Below are 26,236 nucleotides of genomic sequence, written 5' to 3'. Positions count from 1 at the left end.
GCGCCCGCGCAAGATGCCGGCTATGAATCTCGCAAACTCACTCTTGCACGCGCTGGCTGATCACGGCGCGCGCGAAGTCTTTGGTATCCCCGGAGACTTCGTCCTTGCCTTCTTCGAACAAATTGAGAAATCTGGCGTCCTGCCCCTCTACACGCTGAGCCACGAGCCGGGCGTGGGCTTTGCAGCCGATGGGGCGGCACGCTATCACGGGCGCATAAGCGTGGCGGCGGTGACCTATGGTGCGGGGGCACTCAATATGGTCAACGCCGTCGCGGGCGCTTACGCAGAAAAGGTGCCGATGGTGGTGATTTCCGGCGCGCCGGGCACCAATGAACGCCGCAATGGGTTCCTGCTGCACCACCAGGTCAAGCACCTGGACTCGCAAATGGCGATCTTCCGCGAGATCACCTGCGACCAGTGCGTGCTGGACGATCCCCAGCGCGCGCCGGAAGACATCGCCCGGGTGCTGCGCAGTGCGATCACGCATTCGCGTCCGGTCTACATCGAGCTGCCGCGCGACCTGGTGCATGCGCCTTGCGCGCGGGTGCACGCCCTTCCGGCGCCTGTGCATGATGCGGATGCCCTGGCAGCCTGCGTGGAAGAAGTGTTGGCCCGCCTGGAGCGCGCCGCGCACCCCGTGCTGATGGTCGACATCGAAATACGCCGTTTCGGCCTGGAGAGCAAGGTCGCGCAGCTGGCCGCCAAGCTGCAGGTGCCGGTCGTGACCTGCTTCATGGGCCGCGGACTGCTGGCCAGCGAGCCGGAAGCACCGCTGCTTGGCACCTACCTCGGCGTCGCCGGCGCACCGGAAGTCACCGAAGCCGTGGAAGGTTCGGACGCCCTGTTGATGCTGGGCGTGATCCTCTCCGACACCAATTTCGGCGTGCAGCGCGAACGCATCGACCTGCGCAAGTGCATGCTGGCGCTGGACGGCGACGTCACCCTCGGCTATCACACCTACCACGACATCCCGCTGGAAGCACTGGTGGACGGCCTGCTGGCCCATGCCAAGCCCTTGCGCGCCGATGCTGCCCTGCGCGGTGAGCGTACCGCCTATCCATGCGACCTGCCTGCGGACGACAACCCGCTGGTGCCGCGCGACGTGGCGAGCGCCATCAACGACATGATGCGCAAGCACGGCCGCATGACAATCGCCTCCGACATCGGCGATTGCCTGTTCACCGCGCTGGATATCGAGAACACCGACCTGCTAGCGCCCGGCTACTACGCCACCATGGGTTACGGCGTGCCGGCCGCCTTTGGCTTGCAGGCAGCCGGTGGTGAGCGCCCGCTGGTGCTGGTCGGCGACGGCGCCTTCCAGATGACCGGCTGGGAGCTGGGCAACTGCCAGCGCTACGGCCTGGACCCGATCGTGGTTATCTTCAACAACTGCAGCTGGGAGATGCTGCGCGCCTTCCAGCCGCAATCCGGCTTCTGCGACTTGAGCGACTGGCGCTTTGCCGACATGGCGCAAGCCTTGGGCGGCGACGGTTACCGCGTCACCACGCGCGCCGAACTGGCGGCGGCACTGGAATGCGCCGTGCAGCAGCGCGGACGCTTCCAGCTGGTGGAAGTCATGCTGCCGCGCGGCGGCCAATCCGAGACCCTGGCCCGCTTCGTCAACGGCGTACGCCGCCTGCAGGGAAACAAAGCATGATCGAACTCGTTTGTCCCGCCGGCAGCCTGCCGGCATTGAAAGCTGCTGTCGATAACGGCGCCGATAGCGTCTACCTCGGCTTCCGCGACGCCACCAATGCCCGCAATTTCGCCGGCTTGAATTTCGATGAAGCCGCGATTGCTGAAGGCATCCGTTATGCGCACCAGCGTGGCCGCAAAGTACTGCTGGCGCTGAACACTTATCCGCAAGCGGCCAACTGGCAGCTGTGGCGCGAAGCAGTCGACCGCGCCGCCGGCGCCGGGATCGACGCCATCATCCTGGCCGACCCGGGCTTGATGGAATACGCCCGCAACAAGCATCCTGGCTTGCGCCTGCACTTGTCAGTGCAAGGCTCCGCCACCAACCACGAGGCGATCAACTTCTACCACGAGCAGTTCGGCATTTCGCGCGCCGTGCTGCCGCGCGTGCTGTCGATGCAGCAGGTCGAGCACCTGATCCGCCACGTGAAAACCGAGATCGAGGTCTTCGGTTTCGGCAGCCTGTGTGTGATGGTGGAAGGCCGCTGCGCCTTGTCGTCCTACGCCACCGGCGAATCGCCCAATACGGCCGGCGTTTGCTCGCCCGCCAAGGCAGTACGCTGGCAGCAGACACCGAAAGGCCTGGAATCGCGCCTGAACGGCGTCCTGATCGACCGCTACCAGCCGGACGAAAACGCCAGCTACCCCACGCTGTGCAAGGGACGCTTCGAAGTGGAAGGCGAAACCTATTACGCGATCGAGGAACCGGCCAGCCTGAATACCATGGAGCTGCTGCCGCAACTGGTGCAGATGGGCGTCAAGGCGATCAAGATCGAAGGCCGCCAGCGCAGTCCCGCCTACGTGGCGCAAGTGACGCAAGCCTGGCGCTCGGCGATCGATGCCTGCGGCGACGGCAAGCGGCGCTTCGCCATCCACCCGAGCTGGAGTGCCGCGCTGGACCGCGTGGCGGAAGGCCAGCAGCACACCCTGGGCGCCTATCACCGCAAATGGAAATGAGTATGTTGAAACTAGCCCTCGGCCCGGTGCTGTATTACTGGCCGCGCCTGACCATGTTCGAGTTCTACCAGCAGGTAGCCGAAAGTCCGGTCGATATCGTCTACCTCGGCGAAGTCGTATGTTCGCGCCGCCATGAACTGCGCCTGCCGGACTGGCTTGATATCGCCGCCCTGCTGCGCGATGCGGGCAAGGAAGTGGTGTTGTCCACCCAGGCGCTGATCGAATCGGGCGCTGAACTGACCACCATGCGCAAGTTGTGCGAACACCGCGACTTCCTGGTGGAGGCCAACGACTTCGGCGCCGTGCGCAACCTGGAAGGCGCTGGCTTTATCGCCGGCCCGCACCTGAATATCTACAGCGAGCCGACGCTGGCCGTGCTGGCTCGCCAGGGCGCGCGCCGCTGGGTGGCGCCGCTGGAAATGGACCGAACCGCCATCGCCACCCTGCTGAAGACGCAACCGGCCGGCATGGAGAGTGAGGTCTTCGCGTGGGGCCGCATGCCGCTGGCCTTCTCCGCCCGCTGCATGACCGCCCGCAACCGCAACCTGCCGAAGGACGATTGCCAGTTCAGCTGCATCGATTACCCGGACGGCCTGATCATGGACACACGCGAGCAGAAAGCCTTCCTGGTGCTGAACGGCATACAGACCCAATCCGCATTGTGCTGCAACCTGGTGCGCGTCATGCCGGAGATGGCCGACATGGGCATCAATGTGCTGCGCATCTCGCCGCAGTCGCGTGACACACTGGAAGTGTTGGCAGCCTTCGACAAGGTGCGCCGCGGCGAATGGCAGGCGCCGCATGCCGCCGTCGTGCTGGAGCCGCTGGCCCCCGGTGGCAGTTGCGATGGTTTCTGGTACGGCCAACCCGGCATGGAGCGCGTGGCATGACGACAGCACCGTTCCGCATCCCGCCCGCCATCGGCCGCCTGCTGGGCCGCCTGCCGCCGCAGCCGCCCGCCTGGCTGTTCGTGCAAGGGCTGAACCGAATCCTGGCGCCGCAATTGCCTGAAGACGTGCGCCAGGCCCTATTTGCCCGCCGCCTGCGCCTGCGGGTGGAAGACGCCGGCCTCGCGATCGACTTCAGCTGGCAGGGCAAGGGCTTTGAAATGGCCCGCCATGGCGAGCAGCCCGACCTCACCATCGGCGCCTGCGCGCACGATCTGGTGCTGATGGCGCGCCGCCAGGAAGATCCGGACACGCTGTTCTTCTGCCGCCGCCTGATCCTGGAAGGCGACACGGAACTGGGCCTGCTGTTCAAGAACACGCTGGACGGCCTGGACGCCAGCGCCTTCGACTGGCGCAAGCTGCTGCCGAAAATCCCGACGCCGCCCGGCGCCCGCCATGGCTGACAGGACGCTGCCGCTGGTGTATTCATGCTCCGGCTGCAGCAGCGCGGCCCAACTGGCCAACGCCGTCGCACTCAAGCTTGACCGCGACGGCACCGCGGAGATGTCCTGTATCGCCGGGGTTGGCGGCGGCGTCGCCCCGCTGGTCAAGCTGGCCCAGTCCGGCCGCACCATCATCGCCATCGACGGCTGCCCCTTGGCCTGCGCCCGCGAATGCCTGGCGAAGCAGGGCGTTACTCCCGGCCACCACCTCCTCCTCAACGAACTAGGCGTGCGCAAGAAAATGCACGCCGACTTCGATCCTGCCGATGTCGGCTATCTGTCCGGCCACGTTACCCGTCTCCTGTCGAAATCACAACCCTGACGGGGCGACAACCGTTTTCCCGCCAAAAGGCGATAATAACGATCGCGTTTCGCGGTTCTAATAGGCAAAGACTATTGAGTCTATTTGAACAATCAAATTTCCAAATCTCCGGGAAGGCCTTAAACTGGCGTCTCATTGATTCACAAACCCACGAGGAAACCACAATGTCCCTGATTAACACCCAAGTAAAACCATTCAAGGCCACCGCATACCACAACGGCAAATTCGTTGACCTGAGCGAAGAATCCCTGAAAGGCAAGTGGTCCGTATTCGTGTTCTACCCAGCCGACTTCACCTTCGTGTGCCCAACCGAGCTGGAAGACCTGGCAGACCACCACGCAGAATTCGCCAAGCTGGGCGTGGACGTGTACGGCATCTCGACCGACACCCACTTCGCCCACAAGGCATGGCACGACACTTCCGACGCCATCAAGAAAGTGCAGTACGCGCTGATCGGCGACCCAACCGGCACCCTGTCCCGCAACTTCGAAGTGATGATCGAAGAAGAAGGCCTGGCACTGCGCGGCACCTTCGTGATCAATCCGGAAGGCTTCATCAAAGTGATGGAAGTGCACGACAACGGCATCGGCCGCGACGCTGCTGAACTGCTGCGCAAAGTGAAGGCAGCCCAGTACGTGGCTTCCCACCCAGGCGAAGTGTGCCCAGCCAAGTGGACCGAAGGCGCAGCAACCCTGAAGCCATCGCTGGACCTGGTCGGCAAGATCTAAGCATCTAGTCTGCTAATGGCTTGAACAGGCGACCCCACGGGGTCGCCTTGGGGCGTTGAAGCGGTACCTACCGCAAGCGACTAATCAGAAAGGAATAGCCATGCTGGACGCAGACCTGAAAGCCCAACTCTCCTCCTACCTGGAGCGCGTTGTCCACCCGATCGAAATCGTGGCGCACACCGACGCCTCCGCCAAATCGCAGGAAATGTCGGCCCTGCTGCAGGACATCGTATCGGCCGGCCACGGCAAGATCACCGTCGTCGCAGGCACTGACGACAAGGCCCGCAAGCCTTCCTTCGACATCAACCGCAAAGGCACCGATATCGGCGTGAGTTTCGCCGGCATCCCGATGGGCCACGAATTCACCTCCCTGGTGCTGGCGCTGCTGCAAGTGGGCGGCCACCGGATCAAGCTGGACGAAAAAGTCGTCGAGCAGATCCGCAACCTGGACGGCGATTACGTCTTCGAAACCTTCATCTCCCTGAGCTGCCATAACTGCCCGGAAGTGGTGCAGGCGCTCAACGCCATGTCCGTGATCAACCCGCGCATCAAGGTGGTGGCGGTGGACGGCGGCGTGTTCCCGAAAGAAGTCGAGGAACGCCAGGTGATGGCCGTGCCGATGATGTACCTGAATGGCCAGCACTTCGGCCAGGGCCGCACCAACGTCGAGGAAATCCTCGCCAAACTGGATACCGGCGCCTCTGCCCGCGCTGCGGCTGAACTGAGCAAGAAAGACGTGTTCGACGTGCTGATCGTCGGCGGCGGCCCTGCGGGCGCTGCTGCGGCCATCTACACGGCGCGCAAAGGCATCCGCACCGGCGTGGTCGCCGACCGTTTCGGCGGCCAGGTGCTGGATACCCTGTCGATCGAGAACTTCATCTCGGTGAAGGAAACCGACGGCCAGAAGTTCGCGGTCGCCCTGGAGCAGCACGTCAAGGAATACGACGTGGACATCATGAACACCCAGCGCGCATCGAAGATCGTGCCGGGCAAGATCAAGGAAGTCCATACCGAGAGCGGCGCTGTGCTGAAAGCCAGGTCCGTGATCATTTCGACCGGCGCCCGCTGGCGCGAGATCAACGTGCCGGGCGAGAAGGAATACCGTAACCACGGCGTGGCCTACTGCCCGCACTGCGATGGCCCGCTGTTCAAGGGCAAGCGCGTAGCGGTGATCGGTGGAGGCAATTCCGGCGTGGAAGCGGCGATCGACCTGGCCGGCATCGTGGAGCATGTGACCCTGATCGAATTCGGCGCCGAACTGCGCGCGGATGCGGTGTTGCAGCGCAAGCTGGCCACCCTGCGCAATGTGAAGGTGATCAAGTCGGCCCAGACTTCCGAGATCCATGGCGATGGCAAGAAAGTGAACGGTTTGAGCTACACCGACCGCGAGACCGGGCAGTCGCATCGTGTCGACCTGGAAGGCGTGTTCGTCCAGATCGGCCTGGTGCCTAACACCGAATGGCTGAAGGGCACCATCGAGCTGTCCAAGCATGGCGAGATCGAGGTGGATGCCAAGGGGCAGACTTCGGAGACCGGCGTGTTCGCCGCGGGCGACGTGACCACTGTGCCGTACAAGCAGATCGTGATTGCGGTGGGCGAAGGCGCAAAGGCGGCGCTGGGGTCCTTCGACTATTTGATCCGCTCTTCGGCGGATGATGAGCCGGCGGCGATTGCAGCCTAAAACCGGTAAATCCGGGTCAGGCACAAGTGCCTGACCCATTCTGCACAACAGCTGTTGGTGTTGGTTCTAGGCCTTTGACTTTCGACGAAGATCAACATCGCACAACCTAACCCGAGTCAGATGATCTGACTGTGTCTGACCCTGTGGGTCAGACACAGGTTTACCGGTTTCAGAAATGAAAAAAGCCCCGTCTGCACAGAGCGCGTTCTGGCTGACGGGGCTTTTCTCTGAATATTGGCGGAGCGGACGGGGCTCGAACCCGCGACCCCCGGCGTGACAGGCCGGTATTCTAACCAACTGAACTACCGCTCCAATTCTTCATCAGTGTGACTGGTGGGCGTTGAGAGGGTCGAACTCCCGACCTAATCCTTGTAAGGGATCCGCTCTACCAACTGAGCTAAACGCCCCTGCCTTCACTGTCGAACGTTTGTCACAACGTTCAGAAGAGGCCGCATTATAGGATGGATTTTGAAAGCCGCGCAAGCCTTTTTCCAAAAAACCTCAAAATTATTTGGAAACCCCGATTTGCGACAGCAGCCAGGCCATCTCGAATGCCCTCTCGCCCAGCGCGTTATAGCGCCCGGACGAGCCGCCATGGCCGGCGCCCATGTTCACCTTCAACAGCAGCGGGTTGCTGTCGGTCTTGTTGCGGCGCAGCTTGGCCACGTACTTGGCCGGCTCCCAGTACATCACCTGGCTGTCATTCAGGCTGGTGGTAACCAGCATGGCCGGATAATCTTTCAACAAGATGTTGTCGTACGGGGAATAGCTGCGCATGTAGTCGTAGGCCGCCTTCTCGTTCGGATTGCCCCACTCCAGGTACTCGCCGGTGGTCAGCGGCAGGCTGGCGTCCATCATGGTGTTCATGACGTCCACAAACGGCACCGCCGCGTGCACCGCCTTGAACAGGTCCGGACGCATATTCACCACGGCCCCCATCAGCAGGCCGCCGGCGCTGCCGCCCTGGATCGCCAGGCGGTCGCGTGAGGTCCATTTCTCCTTGACCAGGTATTCCGCGCTGTCGATGAAGTCGGTGAAGGTGTTCATCTTCTTCATCAGCATACCGTCGTCATGCCATTTCTCACCCATGTCATTGCCGCCCCGGATATGCGCCGCCGCGTAGATCACGCCGCGCTCCAGCATGCTCAGGCGGGTCAGCGAGAACGTCGCTTCCTGCGGAACGCCGTAGGAGCCATAGGAATACAGCACCAGCGGCGCCGAGCCATCCAGCTTCACGCCCTTCTTGTAGGCCACCCACAGGGGCACCTTCACGCCGTCGCGCGCGGTCGCCCACAGGCGCCTGGTCTCATATTGGCTGAAATCGAAACCACCCGCCACCTCCTGCTTTTTCAGCACGGTGCGCTCGCCGGTCTTCATGTCGACGTCGATGATGGTCGGCGGCGACAAGGGCGACTGGTAGCTGATGCGGTACTTGGTCAAGCCGTATTCCAGGTTGGTGGACGGCATCGACACATATACTTCGTCGTCAAACTTCACAGTCAGCCACTTCTTGCTGGCGAAGTCGTAGATGCGGGTGCGGCCCAACGCCCGCGACTTTTCCTGCACGGCCAGGAAGCCCTTGAACACGGTGACGCCTTGCAGCAGGGTGTCCTTGTCGTGCGGGACGATCTCGGTCCACTTCTTCGGATCGGATACGGGCGCAGCCACCAGGCGGAAATTCTTGGCCGCCCTATTGGTGCGGATGTATAGCTTGCCTTCGCGATGGCCCATGACGTAATAGCGATGGCCCTTGCTGCGCCCCAGCACAGTCTTGAAACCGCCCTTTGGCTGGTCGGCCGGCAGCATGAAAACTTCGGTGGTATCGGTCGCACCCGACAGCAGGAAAACATGCTTGTTGTCCGAACCGGCAAAAACCTGCAGGGCGAATTGCTCGACCGGCTCGTGGAATACCTGCTCCGGCTGGCCGTCCAGCGCAAGGCGGAACAAGCGGTCGGAACGCTTGGTGGTCGGGTCTTCCTGCACCACGAACAGGGTCTTGTTGTCGGCGGCCCACGCGATCGTGGTCGTGCGCGACATGGCGGTCGACAGCACCTTGCCGGTGCCAAGGTCTTTCACATGCAGCTCGTACTGACGGAAGCCGTTGTTGTCGGTGGTGTAGGCCAGCAGCTTGCCGTCCGGGCTGGGCAGCACCATGCCGAGGGCGAAGTATTTCAGGCCTTCGGCCATGGCATTCTGGTCCAGCATGATTTCTTCCGGCGCGGCGGCGTCGTAGCTGCCGTCTGCCGCAGCCTTGCGGCGGCAATTGAGCTGGTACTGCTTGCCCGCTTCAATGCGGGTGTAATAGTAGTAACCGCCGCGGCGCGCCGGCACCGACAGGTCGACCGGTTGGGTGCGGTCCTTGAACTCCTTGTACAGCGTGTCGGCGAACGGCTTGATACTCTCGGTCATGGCGGCGGTGTAGCTGTTTTCCGCGTTCAGGTATTCGATGACGGCCGGATTGGTCTTGTCCTGCAGCCAGCGGTAATCGTCGGTGACCTGCTCGCCATGGCGGGTTTCCATCCACTGCGTTTTTTCGGCGACAGGCGGCTGCGGCAGGTCCGCAGCAAGAGCCTGTGCAGCCAGCAGGGGCAGCAACAGGCTGGTGATCAGTCGTTTGCTCACTTCTTCAGCTCCAAGGGGGGAAAATGTGCAATGATTCTAGGGTGCGATACTTAGAAATACAACAAGAATGATCACTACCGAAACGCTGTATGCGCGCGTCACCTGGCGCCTGCTGCCCTTCCTCTTCCTGTGCTACGTGGTGGCATACCTGGACCGGGTGAACGTCGGTTTTGCCAAGCTGCAGATGCAGGCGGACCTGCAGTTTTCCGACACCGTATATGGGCTGGGCGCCGGGATCTTCTTCGTAGGCTACTTCCTGTGCGAGGTGCCTTCCAACCTGCTGATGCTGCGCGTCGGCGCGCGGCGCTGGATTGCGCGCATCATGGCCAGCTGGGGCCTGCTGTCGGCGGCCATGCTGTTCACCAGCAGCCCGGTGAGCTTCTATGTGATGCGCTTCCTGCTTGGCGTGGCGGAGGCGGGCTTCTTCCCCGGCGTGATCCTGTACCTCACCTACTGGTATCCGGCGCAGCGGCGCGCCCGCATCGTCGCCGTTTTCATGAGCGGCGTCGCGGTGGCGGGCGTGGTGGGCGGCCCGCTGTCGGGCTGGATCATGTCGCACTTTGGCGGCAGCGGCGGGCTGGCCGGCTGGCAGTGGCTGTTCCTGCTGGAGGGCTTGCCGGCAGTGGCGCTGGGCGTGCTGACGCTGGCGCTGCTGGACGATGGCATCGACGACGCCAACTGGCTTAACGACGAGGAAAAGGCGCTGTTGAAGCACGAGCTGGCGCGCGACGGCGCACCGCGCGCGCAATGGGGCCTGCGCCACGTGTTCGGCAGCAGCCGGGTGTGGATCCTGGCGCTGGTGTACTTCCTGCTGGTGATGGGGCTGTACGGCGTCGGCTTCTGGCTGCCGCAACTGATACGCAACAGCGGCGTGCAGGACGTGCTCGACATCGGGCTGCTGACCGCCATCCCGTATGGCATCGCAGCAGTGGCGATGATCCTGATTGCGCGCCATTCCGACCGCAGCGGCGAACGGCGCTGGCACGTTGCGCTGGCTGCCTTCATTGGCGCAGCAGCCTTGCTGGCGTCGACGCATTATGCAAACAACCCGGTGCTGGCGCTGGCGGCCTTGAGCGTGGCGACGGCCGGCATCCTCAGCACCTTCCCGGTGTTCTGGAGCATTCCGACCGCTATGCTGGGCGGCTCTGCGGCTGCGGCAGGCATCGCCATGATCAATTCGCTCGGCAACCTGGCCGGTTTTGTCAGCCCCTACCTGGTCGGCGCGATCAAGGACGCCACGCACAGTACAGCCAACGGCATGCTGCTGGTGGCGGCCTGCCTGGCGGCGGGCGGCGCCCTGGTGCTGCTATGCGTCGGCAGCAAAGGAGAAATGCTGTGAAGACTGGCCGCGAACTGCTGTCCGAACTGTTCAACGCCGCCCTGCGCGCGGCCGACCCGCTGGAAACCATTGCGGCCCACCTGCCGCCGCCGCCGAAAGGCCGTACCGTCGTCATCGGCGCCGGCAAGGCGTCCGCGCGCATGGCGCAGGGCGTGGAGCGGCGCTGGCAGGGCCCCCTGAGCGGCGTGGTGGTGACGCGCTACGGGCATGGCGCGCCCACGCAGCAGGTGGAAGTGATCGAGGCCGGCCACCCGGTGCCGGACGACGCCAGCCAGGCCGCAGCGCGCCGCATGCTGGCGGCAGTGCGGGGCCTGGGACCGGACGATATGGTGCTGTGCCTGATGTCCGGCGGCGGCTCGGCGCTGATGTCGCTGCCGGCGCCCGGCATCACGCTGGAGCAGAAGCGCGACATCAACAAGGCTTTGCTGCGCAGCGGCGCGCCGATTGGCGACATCAATATCGTGCGCAAGCACCTGTCGGCGATCAAGGGGGGCCGCCTGGCGCTGGCTTGCGGCCAGGCGCGCGTGGTCACGCTGGTGCTGTCGGACGTGCCGGGCGACGATCCGGCCGTGGTGGCCAGCGGCCCGACCCTGGCCGATCCGTCGACCGCGCAGGACGCCCTGCGCATCCTGCAGCAATATGGCATCGAGCTGGCGCCCGCCGTGCGCGCAGTGCTGGAAGACCCGGCGCAGGAGACGCCAAAGCCCGGCGATTCACGCCTGGCGCGCAATAGCGTGGCGGTGATTGCCTCCGCCAGGCACGCCTTGCAGGCGGCGGCCGACATGGCCCGCGCCGAAGGCCTGCGCCCGCTGATATTGAGCGACAGGCTGGAAGGCGAATCGCGCACGGTGGCCGTGTCGCATGCCGCCCTGGCGCAAGGCGTGATCGAGCATGGCAGCCCATTGCGGCCGCCCTGCGTCATCCTGTCAGGCGGGGAAACCAGCGTCACGGTGCGCGGCACGGGCCGCGGCGGGCGCAATGCGGAATACCTGCTGGCGCTGGCTGTCGCGCTGCAGGGAGCGCCCGGCGTGCACGCCATCGCCTGCGACACCGACGGCATCGACGGCACCGAGGACAATGCCGGCGCCGTGCTGGGGCCGGACACGCTGCAGCGCGCCGCCGCCCAGGGCCTGGACGCCCGCGCCCTGCTCGACAACAACGACGGCTACAGCTTCTTCTCAGCGCTGGGCGACCTGGTGGTCACCGGCCCCACCCGCACCAATGTGAACGACTTCCGGGCGATCCTGCTTATTTGATGGCGGCGGCCAGCTTGGCCCACACCGCATCGCCAATGTCCTTGCGGCCGTCCGGCGCGCGGTAGGACAGGAAGAATGTCTCGTTTTTTTTGCCGGTTGCCATGTACATGAAGTAGGCCGGCTGTCCAGTGGTGCCGCTGATCATGGAAACCATCACGGCCGGGTGCCTGGCATCTTTGAATTCCTGGACCTGGATATTGGTGGCTGCACCGCGCAGTTTGTTCAGCGAACCGGGATCACTGATCCCGTAGAACACATGGTGGGCCGCGTCGTAAGTGACGTTGGTGGCGGTCGAACCGTACATATAGCCATTGCGGGTCGGCAGGCTGGCGGCGGTCGCCGTCGCGGCATCTTCCGGGCGCATCCAGTACGAATAGCCGATTTTCTTGACCTTGGACTGCTGGAATTCCGCCGGTACCGGCACGTTCAGGGCGATCTGGTACGGCAGGCGGCCCTGCATGAAGTCATTGACGGGAACGTCGCGCGTTTGCACAGCCACTGGCGCCGGGGCCGCAGCAGAAGCCGTAGGCTTGGACGCCTTCGCCGATGCCGACGCCGCCGGTGCGGCATTCGCCACTGCAACCGTGGTGCTGATGGCCAGGCCGGCCACAAATAAAATCGATTTCAACTGGAACTCCTGTTTTTCATCTCTGCTTTCGGGGAAGGCTAATCCTCTCACGGCTTCCCTTTGCGGTGCAATGTTGTTTGTTCAAGCAGGGCAGCGGCTGGCTGGTCGCCGGCCGCTACGGCCTTCCTGAGCAGGTCCTGCGCTGCTTCCCGGTCGCCACGAGCGCCCCGCTCCAGCCTCAGGACGGCAGCGTTGTAGGCGGCGACTGGATTGCCCAGCGCCGCAGCGGCATCAAACGCCTTCCAGGCGCGCTCGGGGCAAAGGCTGAACGTTTCATGACCGACGCCGGCGCGTAATGCTTGTCGGGCGCTGTGCCGCTCCACGAAGACATCAGCACGACATGGCTGAGCTTCTTCTTCTTTTTGCTTTCCTGCTGGAGGACCTCCGCCGGTTTGTCGATCGTCATGATGCGGGAGTCGGGACCATACAAGTGCCAGGGGCTGCCATGGAGGGCGATGGTCATCCCCTCATTCCCGCCGTCCGGTACGGCCTCCGCTTACTGATACAAGGCATCCGATGCGGGCACGCATTCCTCGCGCATCGGATAGCAGTTATCGATATTGAGCACGCCTTTCAGCGGCAGTGTCGTTGGGCAGCCCGCTTGCGCAACGGCGCAGCCAGCCAGCAGGGAAATGAGGGCAAATCGGTGATGGAGTGTCACATGGATTCCTGTTTGATTACCTGGGAGGTAATCGTCGCATGGCATGGATTTGCTGACAATGGCTCACCAACCAACGAAAGGAGAAACACCATGCAAATCGTCGAAAAATACCTGGCGGCCTGGAACGAGCGCAACGCCGATGAACGCCGTGCCCGTGTGGCAGCGGCTTTCACTCCGGAAGCCAACTATAAGGACCCGCTGATGCAGGGCGCCGGCCATGGTGCGATCGACGCCATGATCGCCGGCGCGCAGGGCCACTTCCCCGGCCACCGTTTTGAACTGGCCGGCACCCCGGACAGCCATGGCGATGTGCTGCGCTTCTCGTGGACGCTGGCCGCGCCTGGCAGCGATCCGGTTGCCAAAGGCACCGACTTCGCAGTTCTCGCGGCGGACGGGCGCCTGGCCAGCGTGACCGGCTTTATCGACTACTTCGCACAGTAAGGAAGGGAGGCAATCATGACCGCATACAAGATCTCGGGCGCCCGGCTGATCGAACCGAACACCGTGCGTACTGCCGACGGCGTCAACCTGTTCTACCGCGACTGGGGCGATGGCGAACCGGTTCTGTTCGTGGGTGGCTGGTCGCTGGGTGCCGATTCCTGGTGCTACCAGATGCTGGCGCTGGCGGAGCAGGGCATGCGCGTGATTGCCTTCGACCGGCGCGGCCACGGCCGCTCCAGCGATCCTGGCCGCGGCTATGACTTCAACACCCTGGCCGACGACCTGGGTGCCGTGCTGGAAGCGCTTGACCTGGATGAAGTCACCCTGGTGGCCCATTCGATGGGCTGCAATGAAGTGGTGCGCTACCTGACCCGCCACGGGCAGCGCCGCATAAGGCGCGTCGCCTTGCTGGGGACCATGACGCCTTGCATCGCCAGGTCTGCCGACAACCCGGACGGCATCGATCCGGCGCTGCTGGAATACTTCCGCAAGGAGCAGCTGATGAAGGACCTGCCGAAATGGATCGATGAAAACCTGCCGCCGTTCGTGGCCGAACATACGCCACCAGGCATGCGTGACTGGCTGCGCGCCATGCCGCTGCAAGCCTCGCTGCAGGCATTGTACGAATGCAACCGCTCGCTGCAGCGCGAAGATTTCCGTGCCGAGCTGCCGAACGTTACGCTGCCGGTTCTGCCGGTTGCCGGCACCAATGACGCCAGCGCGCCGTTCGAGCTGACCGCCAGGCCGAGCGCCGCACTGCTACCCAATGCGAAACTTCAAGTGTACGAAGGCGCGCCGCATGGTATGTTCCTCACCCACATGGCAAGAGTGAACAGCGACTTGCTGGACTTCATACGGTCTTGAGGGGAGCGATATGGGAGCGGCGGCACCAGGGCAGTATTTCAGCGACTACGCAGCGGCGATGCGCTATTGGCGCGGCAAGCGCGGTTTCAGCCAGTTGCGGCTGTCGACCGAGAGCGGCATCTCGCAGCGGCATATCAGTTTCCTGGAAAGCGGACGCTCGCAGCCCAGCCGCGAAATGATCCTGAAACTGGGCATTGTCCTCGACATCCCGCTACGGGAGCGCAATGTGATGCTGCTGGCAGCCGGATACGCGCCGGCCTACCAGGAGCGCAACTTGTCCGATCCCGAAATGAAGGCGGTGAAGCAGGCGCTGGACTTCATGCTGCGACAGCAGGCGCCCTATCCTGCACTGGTGGTGGACCGCTTGTGGAACCTGGTCATGAGCAACGGCCCGGCAGCCAAGATGATCGAGTGGCTGCTCGATGGCCCGCCTACTACCTCCAACGTGATCAAGCTGACCCTGGAGCCGAATGGCCTGCGCAAGTACATCGTCAATTGGGAGGATGTCAGCGTCGACCTGCTGCAATGGATTCAACGGGAGGCCATGGGCGACGGGCCGGGCAGTGAAGCGACCATGTTGCTGGAGGAGCTGCTGGCGATTCCAGGCATCCGTGCGGCGTCGAAGACTGCCAACCTGGACCGCCGCGCGCTGCCCTTCCTGCCGTTCACGGTGCGAAAGGATGGCGTGGAGCTCAACCTGTTCACCACCATCGCCACGCTCGGCACGCCGCACGACGTCACGGTGCATGAGTTGCGCGTGGAGGCATTCTTTCCCGCCGACGAAGCGACGGCGCAGTGGTTCCGCAAGCTGCCGGCCTAAAACTCTTCCCAGTCGTCGCCGGGCGGCGTGGCGCGAGCCGGCGCCGCTGACTGCTTGCCCGCCGCGCCAGCGCGCGCCGCCCTGGCCGGTGCAGCAGGGGCGGCCGGAGCTTCATCCTCCACAGCATTCACTGCCGGCACGGAAGCGCCGACGCCATTTGCTTTTGCAGCCTGCGCCGTGCGCCTTGCCGCCCCGCCTTTCACCGCATTGCCGGCCGCACCACTGCCGGCAGGGGCGCGGGCCGCCCTCAGCGCAGGCACTATGGCCTGCGCCGGGACGCTGGTCGCAGTGGAGGCGCGCGCAACCGGCGCCGAATATTGCCCTGCCGAGCCTTCCATCCGGAATACCGCCACTGCCTTCACCAGCCGCTCGGATTGCTCCTGCATGCTACGCGCCGCTGCGGCCGCCTGTTCCACCAGCGCCGCATTCTGCTGCGTTGCGTTATCCATTTCCGCGATGGCAGTGTTCACCTGTTCAATTCCGGAAGACTGCTCCTGGCTGGCCGAGGTGATCTCATTCATGATGTCCGCCACCTGCTGCACCGACGCCACGATCTGCTTCATGGTCGCACCGGCGCGATCCACCAGCGCACCGCCCGCGTCAACCTTGGCGATCGAATCGTCAATCAGTTCCTTGATTTCCTTGGCCGCTGCCGCGCTGCGCTGCGCAAGGTTGCGCACCTCCGACGCCACGACGGCGAAACCGCGGCCCTGCTCGCCGGCGCGCGCCGCTTCCACCGCGGCATTCAGGGCCAGGATATTGGTCTGGAAGGCGATGCCGTCAATCACGCTGATGATGTCCGCCATGCGCGCCGAACTGGCCTTGATCCCGCCCATGGTATCGACCACCTCGCCCACCACTTGCCCGCCTTCGCTGGCATGGCCGGCAGCCGACACCACAAGCTGGTTGGCCTGGCGCGCGTTGTCGGCGTTCTGCCGGACCGTCGAGGTCAACTCCTCCATCGAGGAGGCGGTTTCCTCCAGGCTGGCCGCCTGCTGCTCGGTGCGGCGCGACAGGTCGAGATTGCCGGCCGCGATTTCCGCCGCGGCGGTATTGATGGTATCGGTGGACGTGCGTACCGAGCCGACGGTGCGCTTCAGCGAGGCCACCATTTCTTGCAGGGCATTCAGCAAGCGCCCGGTTTCATCCTTGCGGCTGGTGTCGATGTCGGCAGTCAGGTCGCCGTGGGCCACGGTTTCGGCCACCTCCACCGCCTGCAGCAAGGGCCCGGTCACGGAACGGGTGATCAGGTAGCCTGCCGCCACCGACAGCGCGGTTGCCAGCACCAGCAGGCCGATCATCAGCATGGTTGCATTCGATGCGGACTCGGTTGCTTCCGCGCTATCCTGCCCCATCAGCTTGTTTTGCAGGGCAAGGATGGCGTCGAGTTTGCCGAAATAGGTGTTTTGCAGCGGGATGGCCTGCTTGAACAGCGTTTGCACCGCGCTGTCCTGGTCGCCTTCCTTGAACAGCTTGACCACCTCATCGCGCTTGGCTCGGAAAGCTTCGAACGCCTGCGTTTCTTCGGCAAACAGTTTCTTGGCCTCTTCCAGTACCAGGATCTTCTGCAGCTTTTGCGCCGCCGCGGCGCCTGCCGTATCAGCTTCCGCCATGCTGGCCAGGAAAGCGTCGCTGCTGATCTTGTCCGGCGCCAGCATGGCATTGCGCAAGGCTTGCGCCGAGCGGTTGGAATAGCTGCGCATCTCGTTGGTCAGCTGCACCTTCAGGTAGCGATCGCTGATCAGGCGCTCGGTCAGGGTCGAGTTGTGGCTCAGGCGGCTGATCCCTGTCAGCGACATTGCCAGCTGGATCGCAATGGCCAGCGCAAAACCGATCGCCAGCTTCACACCGATATTCATGTTCGAAAAGCTCATGCCAAGCCTCGCCAGAAAGTGGTTTTTTTTCGATGATCGCACAGGCATGGTAACGCGGCGCAGCGCTCAATGCCACAGCAAAGTCAGGGAAGTTGCTGGTACGCTGAAATGATGCCACGCCCATGGTCCGGCACCAGGGCGCGGCCGTTCGCTTCGCCGACATATTTGCCGTAGATGCGCGCCACAGTGCCGTCGGCCACCATGCCGAGCAAGGCATCGGCAAACACCTTGCGCGCGGCCGGGGAGAGGTCGCTGCGAGAGAGATAAGCGCCGGCCAGCACGGGGAACGATTCCGTGACCTGCATCACGCTGACGTGCCCCTGCAGGTCGGCGCTTTGCAGGTAGCGCGCATAGATCGTCATCGGCGCCAGTGTCGCCTCGGCGCGTTTCGAGGCTATTTTTCGGAAGGCGATATCAAAGTCGTTGACCACTTCGACCCGGCCCTGTTCGCGCAAGCGGGCGACCTGGGCCTCGGCGTCGGGCGTGTACAGGATGCCACGCACCAGGTTCAGGCGCGCGCTGCTATGTTCCACGAATTCGGCCAGCGATTTGTAACTGCCCGTCACGCGGTGCGACAACACCAGGTCGAAGCGCGTGGTGACAAAGGGCACGAACTGGCCAAGGCGGTCGCGCTCTGCGCTGCGGGCCGAGCTGGCGGTTACGTTGATGCGGCCGCCGGCATATTCCGCCCAGAGCCGCGCCCGCGGGTACCAGCTGATATCGAGCGGACAGTTGGTGCGGCGCGCCAGTTCCCGCACGACGTCGATGGCGGCCCCGCCAACCCTGTCGTCCTCGCGAAAGGAGGCCTGGCCAAGGTCGCTGGCGCCGGCATGCAGTGGTGCTGGGCAGGCAGGGGCGGCAATTGCTGGGGTGGCGGCAAAGGCGAACAGCAGGGGCAGGATGTACATGCCCAGCAGTATATCCGCCGGGCACCTTGCTCAAAATGCTGTATATAATTACAGTATCACTAGCGAACTCGACTATTTGTTATGGACTGGCCCCGCCGCATTGCCCACCTCGACATGGATGCCTTTTACGCGTCCGTGGAGCTGCTGCGCTATCCGGAATTGCGCGGCCTGCCGGTGGTGATTGGCGGCGGCGGTCGCCACCAGCCGCGCGAACTGCCGGACGGCACCCGCGAATTCTCCCGCCTGCGCGACTACGTGGGCCGCGGCGTGATCACCACCTCCACCTATGAAGCGCGGGCGCTGGGCGTCTTTTCCGCCATGGGCACGATGAAGGCGGCTGCCCTGGCGCCGGACGCCATCCTGCTGCCGGTGGATTTCGATTCCTACCGCAAGTATTCGCGCCTGTTCAAGGCGGCCGTGGCCAGCATCGCGCCACAGATCGAAGACCGCGGCATCGATGAAATCTATATCGACCTGACCGAGGTGGAGGGCGAAACGCGTGAGCTGGCCCAGCGCATCAAGGATGCGGTGCGCGCTGCCACCGGGCTGTCGTGCTCGATAGGCGTGGCGCCCAACAAGCTGCTGGCCAAGATCTGCTCCGACCTGGAAAAGCCCAACGGCCTGACCGTGGTCGGCTACGACGACGTCCCGGCCCGTATCTGGCCGCTGCCGGTGCGCAAGGTGAACGGCATCGGCCCCAAGGCGGAGAAAAAGCTGGTCGCGCTCGGCATCGACACCGTCGGCCAGTTGGCTGCGGCCGACCCAGCCCTGTTGCAGGAACACTTCGGCCTCAACTACGCGGAATGGCTGCAGCGCATTTCTCATGGCCGCGACGAGCGCGCCGTCGCCACGCGCAGCGAGCCGAAAGGCGTCAGCCGCGAAACCACCTTCTCGCGCGACCTGCACGTCAAGCGCGACCGCGCCGAGCTGTCCGAAATCTTCACCCGCCTGTGCCAGAAGGTGGCCGAGGACCTGGCGCGCAAGCGCTACGCCGGCCGCACGGTGGGTATCAAGCTGCGCTATGCCGACTTCCGCACGGTGACGCGCGACCTGACCCTGCCTTCGCCCACGGCCGATGCCGCCGCCATCCGCCGCGCTGCCGGCGAATGCCTGCGCCGCGTGCCGCTGGACGACCGGCTGCGCCTGCTCGGCGTGCGCATGTCGGCCCTCTGCACGCTGGACGAGGCTGCCAGGGCCCAGCCGGCGCAAGGTGATCTTTTTGCTAATTTATGATACCTTTCCCGCGCGAGCTGGCATGCTGAGTCCGGCTGCAAACCCGGATTACCTATGCAAGCCAACGCTGTTCATCGCCCGGCACGGCGCGCCTGGCTGGTGCTTATCGCCTTCGGCCATCTGGCCGTGCTGATGGCCTGGCGCCCTGTCGCGCGGCAGGCGCAGGAATTGGCCGGGCAGCCGGAAGGCGAACTGATCTTGCTGAAGCTGCCGCAAGCCATTCGTCACCGTTCGGCCGAATTGCCCCCGCGACCACCGCGCGTGCAGCCGACCGCGCAGCACACAGCGGCCGTCCAGGCCCGCCCTGCACCGCCTCCGGTTGCCAGCGAAGCGGTCAGTCCGGATGCACTGCCCGCTTCCGCAGAGGCAATGCCGCAGTCGATCACCCTGCCAGCGCCCGCCAGCTTGCCGGCCGACCCATTTGCCAAACCGGCGGTGCGCGACGAATCCTTGCTTGAAAAGACCCGCAAGTCGGCCGCCAGCATCGACCGCCAGTTGCGCAAGGAGAGCCTGAACAAATATGCCACCGTCGTGGACGAGGACAAGGCCGCGACGCTTTCCATCACCGGTGCCCCTCCGCCCAAACCATTCGCGCCGGAGAGTTTCGCCGGCGCGAACGGCATCGTGCACAAGCGCTATATGTTGCGCGGGAAAATGGTGTGCGAAGAGGTCGACCATATCGGGACCGGCGGCCACGATGTCTTCCGCAAGGGCTCGAAAGCCCGCCTGGTCAAATGTCCCAAATGAGCCTGCCCTTCGAGCCCCGCAGGCGCCAGGCCTGGCTGGCCGCCATCGCGCTGGCGCACGCAGCGCTCTTCCTGTGCTGGCGCGGCATGCCCTATGTACGGCAGGCCAGCGTCCAGCGCGAAACGGAACTGGTCTACCTGCAAGCACCGAGGGAATTGCCCAGGCGCCCGCCTGCCGTGGCCGCACCGGCGGCGCCGGTTGCTACCGTCCGGCGCGCTGCACCGCCGCCGCCGGTGGTCAGCACAGCGACCGCGCCGGCAGCTTCCGAGACTGCGGCGCCGGTAGCAGAAGCCGTTACCGTGCCAGCCACCGTCAACGACGACCCGTTTGCCAAGCCGGCGCCACTGGCGGAGACGCTGCTCGAGAAAAATCGCAAGCTGGCCGCCGGCGTCGACCGCCAGCTCCGCAAGGAAAGCCTGAATAAATTTGCAACAATCATCCTGCCGGACACCAAGCTTGGGATGGCAATCGCCAAGGCGCAAACCAGGGAATGGGTGCTGGAACAGACTTCCGACCTGGGCGACGGCGTGACCATGAAGCGCTACCGCAGGGGGAATCAGCAGTATTGCGAGTACACCAACCTGGTCGGCGCACGGGGACAAGACCCCGGCCGTGACGGGAACAAGACAAAGGTCATGACTTGCCCATGAGGACCCATGTAAAATGTCGTTCCCGTGGAAAAAGCTGATCAAGGTCGATAACGTTTATGTGGTTCAAGAATCTCCAGGTTTACCGCCTGCCTGCCCCTTGGGCATTTACTCCAGAACAACTCGAAGAAGCCCTCCAGTCGCAGTCCTTCTCGCCTGCCAGCAGCAATGAGCTGATGCGCCAGGGCTGGGACAAGCCGCGTCCAAACGGCGGCCTGGTGCACGTTGTCAACAAGCAGATGCTGATGGTGCTGGGCACCGAGAAAAAGCTGCTGCCATCGACCGTGGTCAACCAGGTTGCCAAGGCGCGCGCGGCCGAAATGGAAGAGCAGCAAGGCTTCGCTCCTGGCAAAAAAGCCATGAAAGAACTCAAGGAACGCGTGCACGACGAACTGCTGCCGCGCGCCTTCACCATCCGCAGCAACACATGGTGCTGGATCGACCCGGTCAACGGCTGGCTGGTGGTCGATGCCGCCAGCCCGGCCAAAGCCGACGACGTCATCAAGCACCTGCTGAAAGCTGTCGACCGCATGCCGATCGAAAGCCTGCGCGTGCAGCGTTCCCCGGTGGGCGTGATGACTGCCTGGCTGCAGGATGACGAAGCGCCAGCCGGCTTCACCGTCGACATGGACACCGAACTGCGCGCCACCGGCGAGAGCAAGGCAGCCGTGCGCTACGTGCGCCACACCCTGGAGCCGGAAGAAGTACGCCGCCACATCGCGGCCGGCAAGCAGTGCACCCGCCTGGCCATGACCTGGGACAGCAAGATCAGCTTCGTGCTGACCGAAGCGCTGGCCATCAAGAGCGTCAAGCCGCTGGATGTGATGAAGGAAAACGACGCCGTGACCCGCAACGACGAGGAACGCTTCGACGGCGACTTCATGCTGATGACCGGCGAACTGTCCAAGCTGCTGCAGGACGTGGTCGACGCCCTAGGCGGCGAAGCGAAGGCCTGAGTTTTCGCTATCCCCGCGTGAGCGCCAGCAGGCGCTCGCAATAGCCCGGGGCTTTGTCCTCGGGCACGTTGGTCACGCCAAGTAGCAGTCCGCCACTGACGGGTTGTGCCCCGGCATACCATCCCGACAAGGCGGATGGCGCCATGCCCAGGCTGCGCGCTCGCGCAGCGACTTCCACATCGTTGACATTCGCAGGCAATTGCAGCAGCACGCCCAGTGCTGCCGGCGCATGGATTGCGCCAAGTCTTTCCAGCGCCGCGCCCAGTGCGCTCCTGCGTTCCTGGTACAGACGCTTCATATGGCGCAGGTGGCGCAGGTAGGCGCCGCTATGCAGGAATTCCGCCACTGCCAGTTGCACAACCGGCGGCGGAGCGCTGCCGCAAGTGGAAGCCGTTTGCGCCAGCAGGTCCGCCAGTTCCGGCGGCGCTACCAGGAAACCGACCCGCAGGGATGGCGTCAGCGTCTTGCTGAAGGTGCCAAGGTGCAGCACGCGGCCATTGCGGTCCTGTGAAGCCAGCGCAGGCGCGGCGCGGCCTTGCGGCTGCAATTCGCCCAGGTAATCGTCCTCGATGATCCAGGCGCCTGCCTGCGCAGCCCATTCCAGCAAGGCCTGGCGCCGGCGCAGCGACAAGGTCACGCCGAGGGGCGCTTGCTGGCCCGGCGTCACCACCGCCAGCCTGGCACGTGGCGCCCTTTGCATGCCAGCCGCGACATCCATTCCTTCCGGATCGACGGGGACGGGTACCAGCTGCAATCCCGCCGCCGCTAGTGCGTCGCGTGTGGCCATGTAGCCCGGCTGCTCGATCCACGCCTGTTCGCCTTTCAACTCAAGCGCGCGCAGTACCAGCCCAAGCGCGCCAGCATAGCCGTTGCAGACCAGCACCTGCCCGGGTGTGCAATCGAGGCCGCGCGCCATGCACAGGTATGCCGCGATTTCGGCGCGCAGCGCATATTCGCCACGCGGGTCGGGATAGGAGAGCGGCATCGCAGCCGCCGTGCGTGCCGCCCTCCCCATCACCCGCGACCAGGTCTTGAAGGGAAAGGCGTCCTGCGCCGGCACCCCAACCTGGAAGGGGTTGGTGCTGACAGCCCTTCCGGGAAAGGCTTGCACCACTTCCAGCGCTGCTGCGCCTGGCGCCACGCGTGCCGCTTCGCTGCCTGGCCTTCCTCCGCCTGCCATCGTGCCGCCCGCACAAACGAAAGTGCCGGCCGCGCCGGCGGTGTAGACCAGCTGCTCATCGCGCAGCCGTTCATAAGCCTGCCGCACGGTGCCGCGCGCCACCCCCAATTGTGCGGCCAGGTCATGCCAGGACGGCAGGCGGGCTTGCGGCGCCAGGCGCCCGTCGCCGATCGCGCCGCGCAGGCCGAGGAAGATCTGGTCCGCCAGCGTGGCAGCGGCTTGGCGGTCGATGGCGAGGTTCAGGGAATGGTACATAAATTCAGTGCATTCTTGCGTCTTTTTGGTGGCCCAAGCCAAAGGTACCATGGATTCATCCAATCCACGAAAGCCATCATGTTCAAGCCATTGATCGCAGCACTTCTAGTGTGCCTTTCCACCGTCCCCGCCCATGCCGACGAAGCCGGCAGCGGCGCCAGCCGGGCCAAACTGGCCGGCAAGGCCCTGATCGGGCAGCCGGGTCCCGCCGCCGTGCTGCAAACCATCGACGGCCAGCGCATCGACCTCGCCTCTTACTACGGCAAGAAGCCGGTCTACCTCAAATTCTGGGCCACCTGGTGCGTGCCTTGCCGCGAGCAGATGCCCGCATTCGAGAAGTCCTTCCAGCAGTACGGAGACAAGCTCGCCGTGGTCGCGGTCAACGCGGGGTATAGCGACACCGAAACGGAAGTGAAGAGCTACCGCGCCCAACATGGCTTGCACATGCCAATCGTTATCGATGACGGTTCGCTGGCGGCCAGCCTCAACCTGCGCGTCACGCCGCAGCACATCGTGATTGGCCGCGATGGCCGCATCCAGCATATCGGCCATTTGCATGACAAGGATCTCGAGAAAGCGCTGCAGCGCGCAGTGAGCGAAAGTGCGGCAGCCAGTCCGGTGGCCCTGGCGCCGCAAGCCGCCCCGGCGCGCGCCGCGTTCAAAGTCGGCGATGTCGCGCAAGGACTGCCGCTGCCGGCCGCACAGGGCAAACCACGCGCGCTGATGTTCTTCTCGCCATGGTGCGAGTCCTACCTGCGCGAAAGCCGCCCTGCGACAGCACAAGCGTGCCAGCGGGTGCGCGAAGAGGCAGAAGCGCTGGCTGCGACACCCGGCGTCGAATGGCTTGCCGTCGCATCGCCGGTCTGGTCGTCGGACAAGGAAGTCGCCGAGTTCGCACGCAGCAAAAAGTCGCGCATGGCGATGCGTCTGGACAAGGATGGGACGCTGTTCAACGCCTTCAGCGTGCGCCAGATTCCCAGCATTGTCCTGCTGGACCGCCAGGGCCGCGTAGCACGCGTGATGGGGCCTGATGACCGCGGCCTGGCGCAGGCAGTGCAAGCCTTGCAGGTGCAATGATGCGGCGCATTTTGTTGGCGCTGCTGCTCGCCGTACTCGGGCTGGCACGGGCGGTGGCGCAGGATTTTCTCGAGCCGGAGGCCGCCTTCCGCTTCTCGGCGCGCATGGCCGATGGCGGCACTGCCGAAGTCAGTTTCGACATCGCAGACGGCTACTACATGTACCGCGACCGTTTCCGTTTCAGCGCGGACGGCGCCAAGGTGGACGCCCCCCAACTGCCGCCAGGTAAAGTGAAGTTCGACCAGACCTTCGGCAAGGAAGTGGAGACTTACCGCCACCGCGTCACCGTGCGCGTGCCGGTTCAGGGCGAAGGCCCTTTCGTGCTGCGCGTGACGAGCCAGGGCTGCGCCGACGCCGGCCTGTGCTATTCGCCGATGGATTCCGGGGTTACGCTGGAAGCGGCTGCGCCGCTGGCGCAAACGCTGCAAGGCGGCCAATTGCTGAAAATCGTGCCGCTGTTCCTGCTGCTCGGCCTTGGCCTGGCATTTACGCCCTGCGTGCTGCCGATGGTTCCCATCCTGTCCTCTATCATCGTGGGCGACAGCGCCAGGCCAAGCCGCAAGCGCGGGCTATTGCTGTCGGGTGCCTACTCGCTGGGCATGGCGCTGGTGTACACCGGCTTTGGCATTGCGGCCGGGCTGGCGGGCGAAGGGCTCGCGGCTTCTTTGCAGAGGCCATGGGTGATCGGTGGGTTCGCCTTGCTGCTGTCCGCGCTGGCGCTGTCGATGTTCGGTGTTTACGAGCTGCAGTTGCCGGCAGTCCTGCAATCGCGCCTGGCCGACAGCGCCAACCGCCGCACGGCCGGCAAGCTGGCCGGCGTGTTCGGCATGGGCGCCGTCTCCGCGCTGATGGTCGGCCCTTGCGTGGCCGCGCCGCTGGCGGGAGCGCTGGTCTACATCAGCCAGACGCGCGACGTGCTGGTCGGCGGCAGTGCGCTGTTCGCAATGGCGGCAGGCATGAGCGTGCCGCTGGTGCTGGTCGGAGTGTCAGCAGGCAGCCTGCTGCCGCGTGCAGGTTCGTGGATGGTGTGGGTCAAGCGTGGCTTCGGCGTCATGCTGCTGGCGCTGGCCGCGTGGATGGCGTTGCCGCTGCTGCCGAACCGCCACGTCTCGGCGCTGCCGTTCAAGCAGGTCGCCAACGTGCAGCAACTCGAAGCGGAACTGGCGAAAGGCCGCCCTGTCATGCTCGACTTCTATGCCGACTGGTGCGTCTCATGCAAGGAAATGGAAAAGTTCACTTTCAGCGCGGCGCCGGTGAAGGCCGCGCTGGAAGGGGCGGTGCTGCTGCAGACCGACGTAACCTCCAACAGCAATGAAGACAAGGCCCTGTTGAAACGCTATGGCCTGTTTGGGCCGCCCGCCATCATCCTGTTCGATGGCGAGGGCAAGGAACTAGCGCGCGTAATCGGCTACCAGGACGCCGCGCGCTTCCAGCAAACGCTGGCGAAACTCAAATGAATCAGAGCGGCTGAAATACACCGGCCGCTTTGTTTTTCTGCACGTTATCCCAGGCGAAAATCTGGCCGTTCATTGCCACGTACACGCCGGGCGGCAGCACCTGCGCCACGCCGCAGGCAAAGCCCATGTTGAAGAAGGCGTCGGAATTATCGATCTCGTAAGGAATCATGGCGCCGGTGAAGACGATGGTCTTGTCCTTGATGGCCGGGCCCAGGACGGCGGCGGTCTGCGGCATGGTATCGGTGCCGTGCACAATCACGATGGCTTTTTCCGAAGCGGCTTGGCAGGCGGCCAGAACGCGCTGGCGGTCGGCATCGACCATGTCCAGCGAATCGAGCAGCGACACGACTTCCAGCTCGCAAGGGGTGGTGATGCGGGCGCGCTTGATCGCGGCAGGCAGGTGACTTTCGGTGAAAGCCAGGGTGCCATTCAGTTCGTTGTAGTGCTTGTCGAAAGTGCCGCCGGTAGCAATGATGCGCAGGGTCATGATGAATTAAA

26 protein-coding genes and 2 tRNA genes are annotated in these 26,236 nt (G+C 64.3%); 18 read left to right on the top strand and 10 right to left on the bottom strand.

Translation table 11 applies throughout. The annotated features are described in order from the left end of the window. The first annotated feature begins 22 nt into the window (after positions 1-22). The 7 genes from ipdC (at position 23) to ahpF (ending at position 6,773) form a co-directional block, all read left to right on the top strand. On the top strand, positions 23-1,657 hold the full coding sequence (gene ipdC / locus ACN9MU_RS00770) for an indolepyruvate/phenylpyruvate decarboxylase (RefSeq protein ID WP_426336723.1): 1,635 nt from the start codon (positions 23-25) through the stop codon (positions 1,655-1,657). Further along, a complete protein-coding gene (ubiU, locus tag ACN9MU_RS00765; protein WP_426336722.1) occupies positions 1,654-2,652 on the top strand; it encodes a ubiquinone anaerobic biosynthesis protein UbiU in 999 nt (332 codons plus the stop codon). The genes ipdC and ubiU overlap by 4 nt, the downstream gene beginning before the upstream one ends. A gap of 2 nt (positions 2,653-2,654) precedes the next feature. Next, complete coding sequence (locus tag ACN9MU_RS00760) at positions 2,655-3,542, top strand: U32 family peptidase (RefSeq protein WP_426319913.1); 888 nt, start codon at positions 2,655-2,657, stop codon at positions 3,540-3,542. After that, a complete protein-coding gene (ubiT, locus tag ACN9MU_RS00755; RefSeq protein ID WP_426166561.1) occupies positions 3,539-4,003 on the top strand; it encodes a ubiquinone anaerobic biosynthesis accessory factor UbiT in 465 nt (154 codons plus the stop codon). The genes ACN9MU_RS00760 and ubiT overlap by 4 nt, the downstream gene beginning before the upstream one ends. Further along, the gene (locus ACN9MU_RS00750) at positions 3,996-4,364 is read left to right on the top strand and encodes a putative zinc-binding protein (RefSeq protein ID WP_426166559.1); all 369 of its coding nucleotides are present in this window, start codon (positions 3,996-3,998) and stop codon (positions 4,362-4,364) included. The genes ubiT and ACN9MU_RS00750 overlap by 8 nt, the downstream gene beginning before the upstream one ends. Before the next feature lie 164 nt (positions 4,365-4,528). Continuing rightward, positions 4,529-5,092 carry an alkyl hydroperoxide reductase subunit C gene (ahpC, locus tag ACN9MU_RS00745; protein ID WP_057265746.1) on the top strand — a complete coding sequence of 188 codons (564 nt, stop codon included), beginning with the start codon at positions 4,529-4,531 and terminating at the stop codon, positions 5,090-5,092. A gap of 100 nt (positions 5,093-5,192) precedes the next feature. Then, positions 5,193-6,773, top strand: a complete 1,581-nt coding sequence (gene ahpF / locus ACN9MU_RS00740; protein ID WP_426343986.1) for an alkyl hydroperoxide reductase subunit F — start codon at positions 5,193-5,195, stop codon at positions 6,771-6,773. Positions 6,774-7,008: 235 nt separating this feature from the next. On the opposite strand, the gene ACN9MU_RS00735 is transcribed toward ahpF, so the two are convergent. From ACN9MU_RS00735 to ACN9MU_RS00725, 3 genes are all read right to left on the bottom strand, one after another. Beyond that, a tRNA-Asp gene (locus ACN9MU_RS00735) sits at positions 7,009-7,085 on the bottom strand. A gap of 19 nt (positions 7,086-7,104) precedes the next feature. Further along, a tRNA-Val gene (locus ACN9MU_RS00730) sits at positions 7,105-7,180 on the bottom strand. A gap of 100 nt (positions 7,181-7,280) precedes the next feature. Then, positions 7,281-9,395, bottom strand: a complete 2,115-nt coding sequence (locus tag ACN9MU_RS00725; protein WP_426319910.1) for a S9 family peptidase — start codon at positions 9,393-9,395, stop codon at positions 7,281-7,283. Between the two features lie 67 nt (positions 9,396-9,462). Between ACN9MU_RS00725 and ACN9MU_RS00720 the strand changes: the two genes are divergently transcribed. After that, positions 9,463-10,734 (top strand): MFS transporter, encoded by a 1,272-nt coding sequence (locus tag ACN9MU_RS00720; RefSeq protein ID WP_426166553.1) that lies wholly within the window; start codon positions 9,463-9,465, stop codon positions 10,732-10,734. Beyond that, a complete protein-coding gene (locus tag ACN9MU_RS00715; RefSeq protein WP_426319908.1) occupies positions 10,704-11,990 on the top strand; it encodes a glycerate kinase type-2 family protein in 1,287 nt (428 codons plus the stop codon). The genes ACN9MU_RS00720 and ACN9MU_RS00715 overlap by 31 nt, the downstream gene beginning before the upstream one ends. Here the strand turns inward: ACN9MU_RS00715 and ACN9MU_RS00710 are convergent. From ACN9MU_RS00710 to ACN9MU_RS00700, 3 genes are all read right to left on the bottom strand, one after another. Beyond that, a complete protein-coding gene (locus ACN9MU_RS00710; RefSeq protein WP_426343985.1) occupies positions 11,983-12,618 on the bottom strand; it encodes a hypothetical protein in 636 nt (211 codons plus the stop codon). The two genes, ACN9MU_RS00715 and ACN9MU_RS00710, sit on opposite strands and share 8 nt — an antisense overlap. A gap of 178 nt (positions 12,619-12,796) precedes the next feature. Beyond that, positions 12,797-13,081, bottom strand: a complete 285-nt coding sequence (locus ACN9MU_RS00705; protein ID WP_426319904.1) for a hypothetical protein — start codon at positions 13,079-13,081, stop codon at positions 12,797-12,799. 33 nt (positions 13,082-13,114) lie between these two features. Next, on the bottom strand, positions 13,115-13,279 hold the full coding sequence (locus ACN9MU_RS00700) for a hypothetical protein (protein WP_426319902.1): 165 nt from the start codon (positions 13,277-13,279) through the stop codon (positions 13,115-13,117). Positions 13,280-13,369: 90 nt separating this feature from the next. Between ACN9MU_RS00700 and ACN9MU_RS00695 the strand changes: the two genes are divergently transcribed. The 3 genes from ACN9MU_RS00695 to ACN9MU_RS00685 are packed head-to-tail and all read left to right on the top strand — an operon-like array spanning position 13,370 to position 15,404. Continuing rightward, positions 13,370-13,720 carry a nuclear transport factor 2 family protein gene (locus tag ACN9MU_RS00695; protein WP_426319900.1) on the top strand — a complete coding sequence of 117 codons (351 nt, stop codon included), beginning with the start codon at positions 13,370-13,372 and terminating at the stop codon, positions 13,718-13,720. Between the two features lie 15 nt (positions 13,721-13,735). Further along, a complete protein-coding gene (locus ACN9MU_RS00690; protein WP_426319898.1) occupies positions 13,736-14,584 on the top strand; it encodes an alpha/beta fold hydrolase in 849 nt (282 codons plus the stop codon). Between the two features lie 10 nt (positions 14,585-14,594). Next, the gene (locus ACN9MU_RS00685) at positions 14,595-15,404 is read left to right on the top strand and encodes a helix-turn-helix domain-containing protein (RefSeq protein WP_426166541.1); all 810 of its coding nucleotides are present in this window, start codon (positions 14,595-14,597) and stop codon (positions 15,402-15,404) included. Here the strand turns inward: ACN9MU_RS00685 and ACN9MU_RS00680 are convergent. Further along, positions 15,401-17,278, bottom strand: a complete 1,878-nt coding sequence (locus ACN9MU_RS00680) for a methyl-accepting chemotaxis protein (protein WP_426319895.1) — start codon at positions 17,276-17,278, stop codon at positions 15,401-15,403. The two genes, ACN9MU_RS00685 and ACN9MU_RS00680, sit on opposite strands and share 4 nt — an antisense overlap. Before the next feature lie 83 nt (positions 17,279-17,361). Then, positions 17,362-18,186 (bottom strand): substrate-binding periplasmic protein, encoded by an 825-nt coding sequence (locus ACN9MU_RS00675; RefSeq protein ID WP_426319893.1) that lies wholly within the window; start codon positions 18,184-18,186, stop codon positions 17,362-17,364. An 81-nt stretch (positions 18,187-18,267) separates the two neighbouring features. Here ACN9MU_RS00675 and dinB point away from each other — a divergent pair, with 81 nt between their 5' ends. From dinB to ACN9MU_RS00655, 4 genes are read left to right on the top strand one after another with little or no spacing between them, the layout of a single operon-like run. Further along, the gene (dinB, locus tag ACN9MU_RS00670; RefSeq protein ID WP_426319891.1) at positions 18,268-19,419 is read left to right on the top strand and encodes a DNA polymerase IV; all 1,152 of its coding nucleotides are present in this window, start codon (positions 18,268-18,270) and stop codon (positions 19,417-19,419) included. A 54-nt stretch (positions 19,420-19,473) separates the two neighbouring features. Continuing rightward, on the top strand, positions 19,474-20,166 hold the full coding sequence (locus tag ACN9MU_RS00665; protein WP_426166533.1) for a hypothetical protein: 693 nt from the start codon (positions 19,474-19,476) through the stop codon (positions 20,164-20,166). Then, on the top strand, positions 20,154-20,816 hold the full coding sequence (locus ACN9MU_RS00660; protein ID WP_426336717.1) for a hypothetical protein: 663 nt from the start codon (positions 20,154-20,156) through the stop codon (positions 20,814-20,816). Before ACN9MU_RS00665 ends, ACN9MU_RS00660 begins: the two co-directional genes overlap by 13 nt. Positions 20,817-20,872: 56 nt before the next feature. Beyond that, positions 20,873-21,769 carry a recombination-associated protein RdgC gene (locus ACN9MU_RS00655; protein WP_130316447.1) on the top strand — a complete coding sequence of 299 codons (897 nt, stop codon included), beginning with the start codon at positions 20,873-20,875 and terminating at the stop codon, positions 21,767-21,769. 7 nt (positions 21,770-21,776) lie between these two features. On the opposite strand, the gene ACN9MU_RS00650 is transcribed toward ACN9MU_RS00655, so the two are convergent. Beyond that, positions 21,777-23,204: a PLP-dependent aminotransferase family protein gene (locus tag ACN9MU_RS00650; RefSeq protein WP_426166529.1), complete on the bottom strand. Its 1,428-nt coding sequence runs from the start codon at positions 23,202-23,204 to the stop codon at positions 21,777-21,779. 78 nt (positions 23,205-23,282) lie between these two features. Here ACN9MU_RS00650 and ACN9MU_RS00645 point away from each other — a divergent pair, with 78 nt between their 5' ends. Both ACN9MU_RS00645 and dsbD read left to right on the top strand, forming a co-directional pair. Beyond that, positions 23,283-24,281: a TlpA family protein disulfide reductase gene (locus ACN9MU_RS00645; protein ID WP_426336716.1), complete on the top strand. Its 999-nt coding sequence runs from the start codon at positions 23,283-23,285 to the stop codon at positions 24,279-24,281. Beyond that, positions 24,278-25,738: a protein-disulfide reductase DsbD gene (dsbD, locus tag ACN9MU_RS00640; RefSeq protein WP_426343984.1), complete on the top strand. Its 1,461-nt coding sequence runs from the start codon at positions 24,278-24,280 to the stop codon at positions 25,736-25,738. Before ACN9MU_RS00645 ends, dsbD begins: the two co-directional genes overlap by 4 nt. A gap of 1 nt (position 25,739) precedes the next feature. Here the strand turns inward: dsbD and ACN9MU_RS00635 are convergent, their stop codons facing one another. After that, a complete protein-coding gene (locus ACN9MU_RS00635) occupies positions 25,740-26,225 on the bottom strand; it encodes an asparaginase domain-containing protein (RefSeq protein WP_426166523.1) in 486 nt (161 codons plus the stop codon). Positions 26,226-26,236 lie beyond the last annotated feature (11 nt).

The sequence above is a fragment of the Pseudoduganella sp. R-32 genome, assembly GCF_049913245.1.
Classification (GTDB): Bacteria; Pseudomonadota; Gammaproteobacteria; order Burkholderiales; family Burkholderiaceae_D; genus Rugamonas.
Note: the sequence above shows the minus strand (reverse complement) of the source record. Positions and strands in the feature narration are given on the sequence as shown.